Raw genomic sequence first — 12,348 nt, forward strand, 5'->3', positions numbered from 1 at the left:
GGAAGCTTGACGCCAGCGGTAATATCTCGCCCACAAGAACCTCGGTCCCTGATCTTCCGGCAAGGTGCCCGCAAGCTGGAACAGAACCGTGCTCCGGCTGATACCCAATTTGAGGGAAGCACTCCGAGCGATTCAGTTCTTCATCCGGTCATGGCACGGATCGTTGGGAAGGAGCGCGACCTCCCACATTTTTCGGCTCGTCGCGGATTCGTTCCAGCGCTCGGGGTGGATACGATTCTTCCAGCAGGTTCCGGCAATCGGTTCAACCCAGACAGAGTCGAACTTGCATGGATTGACGGGGGCGGCGGAGGATCGTGGCCCTCATTCGCCACTCACCCCGATCAGCCGGGCGAGCGCACAATGCTCTCGCCATGGTTCCGACAGATCCATATTCGGCCGAGCCGTCACGTCGTACTGCGGAACATCCTCCACCCGGTAGTCGCCAAGTATGTCTCGATAAGTCTGCCGAACAGCCCCTAGCGCGAAGTCGAGCTCGTCCATCCTGAAATCAAGCTCGTACTCCATGCCAGATCCATGCCACGTCGACTATCGCTTCCCATGTCCGGATACTAGGCATGAACAGGCGAGTGGCCCACCCAGGCCAACAGCCTAGAGGCTAAAGCCTCATCGTCGAAGGTTCCCTCGGCCAGAAGCGCCAGTCGAAACACCAGCTCCAAATTGTCCCTACCCGGAATTCCTGCCTGCGTCTTTATCTGATTACCATACAGATGCAAGAGGACATCCGCCACATCGTGCCCATATGCATAGGACCGATGATTACCAACTTCAGGCTTAGCGTATCCATCAAGCTTGTCGGCGATTGCAGGACTCACCGTCTTTTTTACATCGAAGTGATCAAACCGCTTGACCTTTCCAGATCCCCTTTGAATATTTGGGCTAGGAAGACTATCGTTGTGAAGTCTGACGGTATACAACTCCAGCAAAATTGGCGCTATCTCCTCAACGAGCTGGGCACCTGGTGGAAGGCGATCTCCAAGCGCCGCTTCATTGACGTAGTCCATAAGTTTCGGCGTGAAGAGATAGCTCTCAAGAGCCGGGTAGTCTGTCCAGACAAGAGTGTCTAGTTTGTAGCGTTCAAGGTGATGGCCGCAATCCCGATCCGCAATACAAAGCACGTCAGCACCACTGCCTAGAGCCCCCTTGGCCGCGAGAACGACGGCGCTGCGGTTTCCAATATTCAGACCCTCGTGCTCGAATTCTTCAGGATCAAATTTCAAGGCCTCAACCGACTCAACAACCAGATTCTCCAGCACCTGCTCGCCTCGTCGCTGCTTGATGAATGTTCGATAGAATGATTTGTCAGTTGGGCCTTCAACTATCAAGCGTCGCCCGCTAGTCAATTCGGCCTCGAGCAAAAACTCCCGCAGCGTCTCCCTCGGCTTTTGAGGCATATCAGCTGGCCATCGTGGGGCGAATGATGTCAGGAACGTCAGCCATGATCTGCGTCGAGTGTGAGGCGACGAGAAATTGAACGCCGCTACCCTCCGTGCACCTCAAGAGTTCACTCAGTAGCTTGCGTTGCCAACGAAGGCCCAACGAGAGTTCAGGTTCGTCAATGATCATGAGCGCGCCATTGGATCTAGCAAGAACAGCGCTACTGAGCAAGAGCAGGAGGTGCTTTTCGCCACTCGACAGGTTGTCTGAGTCAAGATCTTCGCCGTTTCTGCCTACGAGCTTGATTCCATCAGACATGCTGAACGTCAGATGCTTACGCTCGAGAAAACCATTCACGGAAGCCACAAAGGTATCAATCAACCTCTGGGCCGGTTGTAGATTTTCCACTCTATCCGTGAGGTTCGATAGATACGGGCCAAGTATTCCCAGTAGCGCGCCAAAGTGCGTATTGTTCTTCCGCGCCCCCAAAATCTGGTCCGCTATATTGCGCACCTCTTGGAATGGCATGATACCGTATTTCTCGAAATCTGTCGAATGACTTAAGAGGAGTTCAACTTGCTCGTTCAGTTGGTCGCGGGGCGGGGTCGTTCCTTCAATTTGACTTGTCCCGGCAAGCACGCGCCTGGTGATTTCGCTGTATACCCCTTCCCCTGAAGAAGCCGAATCTTTCGAAATACCCGCGAGCACGGTCCTAGTAAAAAAGCGCTCGACCCTATCCAACGACTCCCTCACACTCTGAGTCGGCCTGGCGCGCCCCCGGGAGAGCTCGCGCTCCGCTTCATAAGCCGACCGTCCAGCTTGGAAGGCTGGCACATCTGTTCCGGAATACACGAGACGATCATCGCCGACATACACTGTCGGATTAACCAGTGAACTAAGTTCATCCAAGAACATTGCGATCTCTCGACGGGGAGCACTTCTCCTGAATGCGCGAGGTTCGATATCTTCACTTCGTATCGAGGCCACAACCGCGGATGTACCCTTGGCCGGATATTCGATCGAACACTCCATTAGCACGTCAAGGTCGTGTCCTTTATCTAGTCGAATCGTAACTCCCGAATCTAACGTGATCGACAAGTCGTCGACGAATAGCTCTGCGAGAGATTGCAGGCTCTCGAGCCTGGGGGTCAAAAGATAGTGAACCGACTTGAGAAAATTGGTCTTACCCATTCCGTTCTCGGCGTAGATAACCACGACGCGCTCGTTCTTGAGCGCTTCGTCGTCAAAATCGATCCTGTACTCGAACTCACCGAGCACACCGGCGCTGCGTATACGGCGCACTTTTGGAGCAACTCGAACACCTGTCAGCTGAGTCGTTTGCGTAGACATGTGGTTTACACTAGCGCCCGAGCGAGCATTTCGCCGTGGCGTGCAGAATAATGTGCCCCGTCTCGAAACAATGAGTTGCGAGAAGTCTCGTGATCGCAATCGAATGCGCGCCTCAGAGCCCGCAGTCTTGTCATGCAACCGTGTCCCGCCCACGAAGCGAAAGTGGGATCTAAGTGCGACGCTCGCCGAAGAATGGTGCCCGGCCCGCCGTGAAGCTCACGCCGGTCACTAGGCTCGGACCGTGCCGACCACCTTCCGCATCGACGGCTCCCGCATCCACGACATCTCCTCGTTCTACGAGGTAATGAACGAGCTCGTGATGCAGGACGAGGACTGGGATCTCGGCCCGAGCCTCGACGCCCTCGACGACATCCTCTACGGCGGGATCGGCTCGCTCCGCGATCTCAACGACGTGCACTTCGTCTGGACGGATCACGACGCGAGCCGCACCGCACTCGGCGTCACAACGACCCGTGCCTGGTTGCAGGAGAAGCTCGAGCGGGGTGCTCCGTTCGACACGGCGCGGATCACCACGCAGCTCGACGACCTGGACGCCGGCCGCGGCAAAACCTACTTCGACCTGCTCCTCGAGGTCTTCGCCGGCCACCCGGACATCCGACTCGAACTCGCCTGAACCGGCCGATCCGCCGGCTGTTCCTATGCCGGTCCCCGACCGCAACCGCTTGCGGGGGTCGACACGAGCCGGAAGAGTGGGCTCCATGATGAACGGCTACACCGCAGACCAGGTCCGAGCCGCAGAGGCACCGCTGTTGGACGCCGGGGAACCGCTCATGGCACGGGCCGCACACGGCCTCGCCGAGGAGCTGCGGGCGGTGCTCGCCGACCGCGCGGAGGGCCTCGAGGGCGAGGCACCCGACATCTGGAAGATCCTGCTGCTCGTCGGATCAGGCGACAACGGCGGTGACGCCCTCTTCGCAGCGGCGGAACTCGCCGGCACGACCGGTCCGGACGACGTCCCACTCGACCTCGTCGTGGCCAGGACCGGTGACCACGCCCATGAGGCGGGTTACGCCGCCGCCGTCGAGGCCGGCGTCCGCTTCCTCATGAACTCCCCCGCCGAGCCGGACGACACCGCTGACGAGGCCAAGGGCGCCGCGCTCGTCGTCGACGCCGTCTTCGGGATCGGGGCCAGCCGGAACCCCACCCTGCGCGGTGCGCCGAAGGCGATCGTCGAGGCGGTCCTCCCGGTCGTGCAGAGCGCGGGCGGGCCGACCGTCGTCGCCGTGGACGTCCCGAGCGGCATCGATCCCGACGAGGGAAGCGTCCCCGAGGGTGCCGTCCTGCCGGCGGAGGTCACGGTCACCTTCGGCGCGGTGAAGGCCGGGCTGCTCATCCCACCCGGCTCGGCCTACGCCGGCGACGTCCGCCTCATCGACATCGGCCTCGGACCGCAGCTGGCCGACGTCACGCCGTTCACGACGCTGGACCAGGCGGACGCCTGACGAGCAGCGACGCACGGTTCGCCTCCCGGGCGGTCGGCATCACCGACCGTCCAGGCGGCGCATGACGCTCAGGAACCGACGGCGGCAGCCGATCGCCCGGACGCGACACCCGCGAGCGCATGGCCCGCGAGCGACCCGAGGGTGCGGAGCCCGTCGCGCGACAGCACCGACTCGAGGTGCCCCTGGACCGATGCGAACCCACGACCGCGCATCGCGAACACGTCGCCCGACGCCGCATCGGCGGCAATCTCGACCCCACCGACCGGAGCCTCACCCGCCAGCCGTGCGGTGAAGGTGTTGTAGAACCCGATCAGCGACTGCTCACCGAAGAGGTCGAGGTCGAGCTGCAGTCCCTGTCGGGGCGCGTCGAGGCGTTCGATCGGCAGCCCGAGCTGGATCGCCAGCACCTGATGGCTCAGGCAGACGGCGAGCAGTGGCGCTCCGGCGGCGAGGCGCGCCGACACGATCTCGTGCATCCGGCGGACACGCGGATCGGCGAGGTCGAGCGGATCGCCCGGACCCGGGCCGGCGACGAGGAGGTCGACGTCCACGAGGGCGTCGGTCACCGCCGACCAGTGCTCCACGCTGACGGTCATCCCGAAGTGGCGCAGCTGGTGGGCCAGCATCGCGGTGAACTCGTCCTCGGCGTCGACGATGACCGCGGTACGGCCTGACAGTGAACCGACCGGTGCCGGGTGCTGCGGCTGCAACCAGAAGGACGCCAACCGCTCGTTCCGCGCTCGGAGCGCGTCCTGTACGCCCGGCTCCGCCGCGAGGTCGACGGTCGGGCCGAGCCCGGCGGGTGCCATGACGCCCAGAGCGGTCAACACGCCAGCGGCCTTCGCCGCCGTCTCGGCCACCTCCGACTCGGGATCCGAATGACGGACGAGCGTCGCACCGGCGGGCACGCGGACGAGGCCGGCGTCGTCGACGTAGGCGGTGCGGATGAGGATCGGTGCGTCGAGTTCGTAGTCGCCGTCGCCCACCGGGGTGAACAGCGCGAGCACGCCGGAGTAGTAGCCGCGCGCGTTCCGCTCATGGCGGGCGATGACCGAGCACGCGTTCTGCATGGGCGAGCCCGTGACCGTCGGTGCGAACATCGTCAACCGCAGGACCTCGCGGACGTCGAGCTCGCTCGTCCCGGCGAGCAGGTACTCGGTGTGGGTGAGGCGCGACATCTGCTTGACGTAGGGGCCGAGGATGCGTCCACCGGAGGCGCACACCCGGCTCATCATCTTCATCTCCTCGTCGACGACCATGAAGAGCTCTTCCGTCTCCTTGACGTCGCCGAGGAACGCGCGGAAGTCGTCGCCGGTCGCGCCGGAGCGCGGGTGGCGGAAGGTGCCGCTGATGGGGTTCATGGTGACGGTGCGTTCACCGGTCGAAGCGTCGCGGGCGACCGCGACGTGGCGCTCGGGCGTCGCACCGGCCATCGAGACGCCCGGGGTGTGCACGGCGAACGTCCAGTAGGCGCCGGTCTCCCCCGACAGGAGCGCCCGCAACCAGGCGAGGACCGCGCGCTCGGCCGGCACCTCGGTCGTCGCGGTGAACTCGCGTCGGATGACGAAGTTGGCGCCCTCGCCGCGTCCGATCTCGTCCTCGATGACGCGGCGCACGATCGACGCGTAGTCCTCGTCCGAGACGTCGAACCCGCCGTCGACCAGCGGGACAGCGTCGGCGGGGAGTCGCTCGAGCATGTCGTCGAGCGTCACCGTCTCACGCTCGCTCACCACGAGGCAGCGCAGCGGAGCGCCGTCATCCATCGCCGCGAAACCGCGCTCGCGCACCTGGCGATAAGGCACGAGCGTGAGGACCTCGGGCTGGTGGTCGTCGCCGGTGGCTCCGAGCGGGATGTCGGCGAGCGACTCGACGTCGACGACCTCACCCGTGTAGAGGTCGACGGTGTCGCTGCCGTGTCGGCGGAGCACCGCGAACGGGAAATCGGGGCCGGCGTGCAGCACGCGGTGGAGCAGGGTGGTCATGGTGGTGTCCTCAGGCTGGGACCGATCCGACAGGGCCTCCGAACGAGAACGACCGCCCTGTCAGGCGGTCGAGTCGTCGTGTGTGCACGTGCGCGGTCCGCCTAGGAGGCGGGCCACCAGCTCGTTGCACACGTCGTTCGCATGGAGCCGAGCATACACGGGCCGACCCGGGCTCCGCTGTCCGTGGCTCCTCCCCGAAGCTCAGGACGTTCCCGACCTCGCTCCCGTAGACTGAGCGGGCCGCGGGAGTGGTGGAATTGGCAGACACGCAGGATTTAGGTTCCTGTGCTTTCGAGCGTGAGGGTTCAAGTCCCTTCTCCCGCACGCGACATCGTCGTACGCCGTTCCATCCCTCCCCCGACAGCAGGAGCTCCGCATGGTCCACACCGCCCTCATCCCCTGGCTCGACCCGGAGGGCATCATCACCGCCGTCGGTCCCTGGGCCCTCGTCGTGGTCTGCGCGATCGTCTTCGCCGAAACCGGCCTCCTCGTCGGATTCCTTCTGCCCGGCGACACCCTGCTCGTCATCACCGGTCTCCTCGCGTTTGGGTCCGCCCGCGTCATCGAGATCGACATCTGGTGGGTCTGCCTCGCGATCGGGTTCTCGGCGTTCCTCGGCGGCGAGGTCGGGTACCTCATCGGGCACAAACTCGGGCCGAAGGTGTTCGAACGCAAGGAGTCCGGTCTCTTCAGCATCAAGAACGTCGAGCGGACGAACGCCTTCTTCGAGCGCTTCGGTGCCCTCGCGGTCATCCTGGCGCGCTTCGTCCCGATCGTCCGGACCTTCGCGCCGGTCGCTGCCGGCATCGGCCACATGAACTACAAGAAGTACTCGCTCTACAACCTCATCGGAGCGCTCATCTGGGGCGCAGGGCTCACCTTCTTCGGCTACCTGCTCGGATACATCCCCCCGGTCGCCACCTTCGTGCAGAACTACATCGACGTCATCCTCATCGGAGCCGTCGTCCTCACCCTCATCCCGACCACCTGGCACTACATCCAGTCGAGCCGGAAAGCGAAGGCGCTGCAGGGCACCATCACCGAGGAGGAGCGTCGGGCCGCGGCTTCGAAGCTCGCCGACCAGGACGTCTTCAAGCGCGACCGCGGGAACAACACGGTCTGATCGCCGGTGGCGCCGCTCGCGCGAGTGGCGCAACAACCGGACCCGCCCCGCGCGTCAGCGGTGGTGCGACTCCTCGTGTGAGGCGTGTTCCTCGGGCTCCAGCTGGAACGTCGAGTGCTCGACGTCGAAGTGGTCGTGGAGGCACGAACCGAGACGGTCGAGCAGCTCCCCCGTGCCACCGTCGGCGAACACCTCCTGCCGGGCGACGACGTGGGCCGAGAAGACCGGCTGGCCGGACGTGATCTGCCAGACGTGGACGTCGTGGACGGCGACGACCCCCTCGGTGCCGAGCAGGTGGTCCCTGATCTCCTGCACGTCCGTGTCGGACGGCGCGGACTCGCTGAGGACGTGGACGACGTCGCGGAGCAACGACCACGCCCGCGGCACGATCATCGCGGCGATCGCGAGTGAAGCGATGGCGTCGGCCTGAGCGAAGCCCGTCAGCATGATGACCACCGCGGCGATGATCACGGCGATCGATCCGAGGAGGTCGCCGAGGACCTCGAGGTACGCGCCGCGCATGTTGATCGACGTATCGCGGCCGCCGCGCAGCACCTGGAGGGCGACGAGGTTCGCGACGAGACCGATGACGGCGACGATCAACATCGGAAGGCTCCTGACCTCCGCGTCCGCCGAGTCGACGAGGCGGGACACCCCCTCGATGAGGACCGACACCGCGACGGCGATCAGGATGAGCGCGTTGATGAGCGCGCCGAACACCTCCGCGCGCTGATACCCGAAGGTCTGCCGGTCGGTGGCCGGGCGCGCGGCCACGATCGTGGCGACGAGCGCGATGATCAGCCCGGTGAGGTCCGACAGCATGTGCCCGGCGTCGGCGAGGAGGGACAGCGAACCGCTCACCCAGGCACCGACGAGTTCGACCACGAGGACGGTCGCGATGATGGCGATCGCCACCGCGAGTCTCCTGCGGTTGGCGGTGCCGGCGTGTGCGTGATCGTGACCCATGATGCATCAACCGTAGGAGCTTCCCAGCGCCCGCGGAAGGGTTCATGCCGAGATAGGAATGGTCCTGAGTATCATGCTCAGCTGGCGGTCGACGCGGGCCCCTCGGGCACGAGCCGCTGCAGCACCGGGACGAGCGCCCGGAAGGCGAGCGCGCGGTGACTCAGCTCGTTCTTCTCAGCCGGTGACAGTTCCGCGGCCGTCCGTCGCTCACCGTCCGGGATGAACGCCGGGTCGTAGCCGAAGCCGTTCGTCCCGCTCGGCTCCGTCGCGAGGGCTCCACGCCACGTGCCGACGGCGACGTGCTCGAACGGGGCCGTCCCGTCGATCCCCGGCGGCACCACGAGGGCGAGGTGGCAGGCGAACCAGGCGGCTCGATGCTCCTCGTGCACGTCCCGCAGCTGATCGAGGAGGAGGGCGAGGTTCGCGGTCGAGTCGTGCTGCGAGCCGGCCCAGCGCGCCGAGAAGATACCCGGCGATCCACCCAGGATCTCGACGCCGATGCCGGAGTCGTCGGCGAGCGCGATGGAGCCGGTGTGGGCTGCGGCGACCCGCGCCTTGATCAACGCGTTCTCGCTGAAGGTCGTGCCGTCCTCGACAGGCTCCGGACCGTCGTAGGCGAGGACCGTGATCCCGGGGACGTCGCGGCTGACGAGCCGCTGGAACTCCTCGACCTTGTGCTGGTTGTGCGTCGCGAGGACGATCTCGACGCCCATCAGCGTCCGAGGGCCTCGAACTGGATGGCCTTGAGCGACGCCGCGCCACCGACGGCGAGGTCGAGCAGGGAGTCGAGCTCGCGACGGTCGAACGGCGCACCCTCGGCCGTCCCCTGTACCTCGACGAACGATCCGCCGCCGGTGACGACGACGTTCATGTCGGTCTCGGCGCGCACGTCCTCGACGTAGGCGAGGTCGAGCATGGGCACGCCGTCGATGATGCCGACCGAGACGGCCGAGACGCTGTCGGTGAGGGGCGACGCCTTCTGCGAGATGAACTTCTTGCCGCGCGCCCACTCGATCGCATCGGCGAGGGCGACGTAGGCGCCGGTGATCGCCGCGGTGCGGGTGCCACCGTCCGCCTGCAGGACGTCGCAGTCGATGACGATCGTGTTCTCGCCGAGGGCCTTGGTGTCGATCACGGCGCGGAGGCTCCGACCGATGAGTCGCGAGATCTCGTGGGTACGACCGCCGATCTTGCCCTTGACCGCTTCACGGTCCATCCGCTCGTTGGTCGAACGGGGCAGCATCGCGTACTCCGCGGTGACCCAGCCGCGACCCTTGCCGTTCAGCCAGCGCGGCACGCCGTTGGTGAAGGAGGCCGTGCAGAGGACCTTCGTCCGGCCGAAGCTGATGAGTGCCGACCCCTCGGCCTGCTCGCTCCAGCCGCGCTCGATCGTGATGGGACGCAGCTGGTCGTTGGTGCGGCCGTCGGCGCGCGCGATGTCACTCATGGATGTGCTCCTCGAACTGGTGGGATGGAAGGTCGATGACGCCGGTCTGGACGAGCGAGACGGTGGAGATCTCCCGGCCCATCAGACGGTTGGCGAGGGCGATGAAGTCGTCGGCGCTGCTCCCGGTCGCCTCGTACCGGTGGGTGGCGGGTTCGCTGCTGTCGCGCAGCAGGTCGCGGGTGACGAGCACGCGGTAGACGTCGTTCGCGGTCTCGGTGTCGCTCGAGACGAGCGACACCTGCGGACCCATCACGTAGCTGATCGCGCCCTTGAGGAAGGGGTAGTGGGTGCATCCGAGGACGACGGTGTCGACGCCGGCGTGCCGGAGCGGGGCCAGGTACTCCTCCGCCGCCTCGAGGAGGTCGGGGCCGGTCGTGACGCCGGCCTCCACGAACTCGACGAACCGAGGGCAGGCCTGGCCGAACACCGTGAGCTCGGGATTGACCTCGAACAGGTCCTGATACGCCCGCGAGTTGATCGTCCCCTCGGTCCCGATGACGCCGATGCGCCCGTTCCTCGTGCTCCGGACCGCGGTCCGCACAGCGGGCTGGATCACCTCGACCACTGGGACCGAATAGCGCTCGCGGGCATCGCGGAGCATCGCAGCCGATGCGGTGTTGCAGGCGATCACCAGCATCTTCACGCCCTGGTCGACGAGCGAGTCGAGGACCTCGAGCGAGTAGCGCCGCACGTCGGCGATGGGCTTCGGACCGTAGGGCGAGTGGGCCGTGTCGCCGATGTAGATCACGGACTCGGCGGGGAGCTGGTCGCTGACCGCTCTCGCCACCGTGAGTCCGCCGACGCCGGAGTCGAAGATGCCGATGGGTGCGTCGTTCACGATGACCCAGCCTACCGCCCCTGCCGATGGACGTCGCTGACCGACCGATCACCACGTTCCGAGCACGCTCGCGGCTAGGCTGAACAGGTGCACGAGTCCTCAGCTCTCCTCACCGACCGATACGAACTCACGATGCTGGACGCCGCCCTCCACCGCGGTACCGCGGATCGGGAGTGCCTGTTCGAGCTCTTCGCCAGACGCCTCTCCGGCGGCCGCCGCTACGGCGTCGTGGCCGGCACGGGCCGCTTCCTCGAACTGCTCAAGCACTTCCGCTTCGGTGAATCGGAACTCGAGTGGCTGCGCGAGGAGCGCGTCGTCAGCACGACGGCGCTCGACTGGCTCGCCGACTACCGTTTCTCGGGATCGATCTGGGGCTACCGCGAGGGCGAGGTCTTCTTCCCCGGTTCGCCGATCCTGGTCGTGGAGGGCACGTTCGCCGAGGCCGTCATCCTCGAGACGCTGGCGCTCAGCGTGTTCAACTACGACAGCGCCGTCGCCACGGCTGCCGCCCGCATGACCTCTGCGGCTGGCAGCCGTCCCCTGGCCGAGATGGGCTCCCGTCGGACGGGCGAACGGTCGGCCATCGCCGCAGCCCGGGCGGCGTACATCGCCGGCTTCAGCGCCACCTCGAACCTCGAGGCCGGACGCAGCTGGGGCATCCCGACGATGGGGACGGCCGCGCACTCCTTCACGCTCCTGCACGACTCCGAGGAGGACGCCTTCCGAGCCCAGATCGACACGATGGGCGCCGGGACCACGCTGCTCGTCGACACCTACGACATCGAGGAGGCCGTGCGACTCGGCGTGCGCCTCGCGGGCCCGGAGCTCGGAGCCGTGCGCATCGACTCCGGCGACCTGCCGATCGTCGTCGACCAGGTCCGCCGCCTCCTCGACGGACTCGGCGCCACGTCGACCCGCATCACGGTCACCAACGACCTCGACGAGCACGCCGTCGCCGCCCTGGCCGCATCCCCGGTCGACTCCTACGGCGTCGGCACCTCCGTGGTCACCGGCTCCGGCTCCCCCGCCATGGGCATGGTCTACAAGCTCGTGGCGCACCGCGACGACCAGGGCGACTGGATCAGTGTCGCGAAGAAGTCGGCCGAGAAGGCGACCGTCGGCGGCCGCAAGACGGCTGCGCGGGCCTACGACCGGCACGGGGTCGCCCGCGAGGAGCGCATCTACCTCGGCGACGGTCCGGCCGGCGAACACGAGGGTGCGGCCAACGCCGCCTCGGAACGTCCCTTGATGGTCCAGCTCGTCGAAGGCGGACTCGTGGACGAGCGGTACCTCGGCGCCGCGGGGACGCGCCAGGCGAGGGAACACCGGGCACAGGCGGTGGGGGAACTGCCACCCCGGGCCGTCAGCCTCACCCGCGGCGACCCCGTGCTCCCGACCGTGTACCTCGAGGACTGACCGCGGCGACGCGTCTCAGCGTCGGCCGCGGTGCGCTCCAGCGTCAGTCGCGGAGGAGCTTCTCGTAGATCTCCTTGCAGGCCGGGCAGATCGGGAACTTCTCGGGGTCGCGACCCGGCGTCCACTTCTTGCCGCAGAGCGCCTTCACCGGCTTGCCGCTCAACGCCGATTCGAGGATCTTCTCCTTCTTGACGTAGTGCGAGAAGCGCTCGTGATCGCCGGGCTCGATGTTCTCGCTCTCGATCAGCTCCTCGAGCTCACGATCCATGATCGCCGTGCTCCCACCGTCGGGCGTGCCACCGGGATCGATCGTGCTCATCTGCTGCTTCGTGCTGTCATGCTGCGCCATGGCTCCATGGTACCGCCGG

13 protein-coding genes and 1 tRNA gene are annotated in these 12,348 nt (G+C 65.9%); 5 read left to right on the forward strand and 9 right to left on the reverse strand.

Features of this window, described 5'->3' with window-relative positions:
* Positions 1 to 321: 321 nt before the first annotated feature.
* The 3 genes from AC4PMY_RS01860 to AC4PMY_RS01870 all read right to left on the reverse strand — a co-directional run bounded on the left by AC4PMY_RS01860 (position 322) and on the right by AC4PMY_RS01870 (position 2,745).
* Positions 322 to 525 (reverse strand): hypothetical protein, encoded by a 204-nt coding sequence (locus AC4PMY_RS01860; protein ID WP_071260963.1) that lies wholly within the window; start codon positions 523 to 525, stop codon positions 322 to 324.
* Positions 526 to 569: 44 nt separating this feature from the next.
* Positions 570 to 1,274 carry a hypothetical protein gene (locus AC4PMY_RS01865; protein ID WP_491621869.1) on the reverse strand — a complete coding sequence of 235 codons (705 nt, stop codon included), beginning with the start codon at positions 1,272 to 1,274 and terminating at the stop codon, positions 570 to 572.
* 139 nt (positions 1,275 to 1,413) lie between these two features.
* A complete protein-coding gene (locus tag AC4PMY_RS01870; RefSeq protein ID WP_083397283.1) occupies positions 1,414 to 2,745 on the reverse strand; it encodes an AAA family ATPase in 1,332 nt (443 codons plus the stop codon).
* A 241-nt stretch (positions 2,746 to 2,986) separates the two neighbouring features.
* Between AC4PMY_RS01870 and AC4PMY_RS01875 the strand changes: the two genes are divergently transcribed.
* Both AC4PMY_RS01875 and AC4PMY_RS01880 read left to right on the forward strand, forming a co-directional pair.
* Positions 2,987 to 3,379, forward strand: a complete 393-nt coding sequence (locus AC4PMY_RS01875; protein ID WP_175484376.1) for a barstar family protein — start codon at positions 2,987 to 2,989, stop codon at positions 3,377 to 3,379.
* Positions 3,380 to 3,464: 85 nt separating this feature from the next.
* Positions 3,465 to 4,208 carry an NAD(P)H-hydrate epimerase gene (locus tag AC4PMY_RS01880; protein ID WP_254773606.1) on the forward strand — a complete coding sequence of 248 codons (744 nt, stop codon included), beginning with the start codon at positions 3,465 to 3,467 and terminating at the stop codon, positions 4,206 to 4,208.
* Positions 4,209 to 4,276: 68 nt separating this feature from the next.
* On the opposite strand, the gene AC4PMY_RS01885 is transcribed toward AC4PMY_RS01880, so the two are convergent.
* Positions 4,277 to 6,190 carry an anthranilate synthase family protein gene (locus tag AC4PMY_RS01885; RefSeq protein ID WP_071260969.1) on the reverse strand — a complete coding sequence of 638 codons (1,914 nt, stop codon included), beginning with the start codon at positions 6,188 to 6,190 and terminating at the stop codon, positions 4,277 to 4,279.
* A gap of 242 nt (positions 6,191 to 6,432) precedes the next feature.
* On the opposite strand from AC4PMY_RS01885, the gene AC4PMY_RS01890 reads away from it, so the two are divergent.
* Together AC4PMY_RS01890 and AC4PMY_RS01895 are read left to right on the forward strand one after the other, a co-directional pair.
* A tRNA-Leu gene (locus tag AC4PMY_RS01890) sits at positions 6,433 to 6,514 on the forward strand.
* A 52-nt stretch (positions 6,515 to 6,566) separates the two neighbouring features.
* Positions 6,567 to 7,313 (forward strand): DedA family protein, encoded by a 747-nt coding sequence (locus AC4PMY_RS01895; protein ID WP_071260971.1) that lies wholly within the window; start codon positions 6,567 to 6,569, stop codon positions 7,311 to 7,313.
* A gap of 54 nt (positions 7,314 to 7,367) precedes the next feature.
* Here the strand turns inward: AC4PMY_RS01895 and AC4PMY_RS01900 are convergent, their stop codons facing one another.
* The 4 genes from AC4PMY_RS01900 to murI form a co-directional block, all read right to left on the reverse strand.
* Entirely contained in the window at positions 7,368 to 8,279 is a 912-nt protein-coding gene (locus AC4PMY_RS01900; protein WP_071260973.1) for a cation diffusion facilitator family transporter, read from the reverse strand.
* 77 nt (positions 8,280 to 8,356) lie between these two features.
* Complete coding sequence (gene rdgB / locus AC4PMY_RS01905; protein WP_071260975.1) at positions 8,357 to 8,992, reverse strand: RdgB/HAM1 family non-canonical purine NTP pyrophosphatase; 636 nt, start codon at positions 8,990 to 8,992, stop codon at positions 8,357 to 8,359.
* Positions 8,992 to 9,726: a ribonuclease PH gene (rph, locus tag AC4PMY_RS01910; RefSeq protein WP_064296204.1), complete on the reverse strand. Its 735-nt coding sequence runs from the start codon at positions 9,724 to 9,726 to the stop codon at positions 8,992 to 8,994. The genes rdgB and rph overlap by 1 nt, the downstream gene beginning before the upstream one ends.
* The gene (gene murI / locus AC4PMY_RS01915; protein ID WP_071260977.1) at positions 9,719 to 10,564 is read right to left on the reverse strand and encodes a glutamate racemase; all 846 of its coding nucleotides are present in this window, start codon (positions 10,562 to 10,564) and stop codon (positions 9,719 to 9,721) included. The genes rph and murI overlap by 8 nt, the downstream gene beginning before the upstream one ends.
* Positions 10,565 to 10,651: 87 nt before the next feature.
* On the opposite strand from murI, the gene AC4PMY_RS01920 reads away from it, so the two are divergent.
* A complete protein-coding gene (locus AC4PMY_RS01920) occupies positions 10,652 to 11,980 on the forward strand; it encodes a nicotinate phosphoribosyltransferase (protein WP_083397284.1) in 1,329 nt (442 codons plus the stop codon).
* A 43-nt stretch (positions 11,981 to 12,023) separates the two neighbouring features.
* On the opposite strand, the gene AC4PMY_RS01925 is transcribed toward AC4PMY_RS01920, so the two are convergent.
* Positions 12,024 to 12,299, reverse strand: a complete 276-nt coding sequence (locus AC4PMY_RS01925; RefSeq protein WP_064296346.1) for a DUF3039 domain-containing protein — start codon at positions 12,297 to 12,299, stop codon at positions 12,024 to 12,026.
* Between the last annotated feature and the right edge of the window lie 49 nt (positions 12,300 to 12,348).

It is taken from the genome of Plantibacter sp. MDV22-iso1 (genome assembly GCF_058408345.1).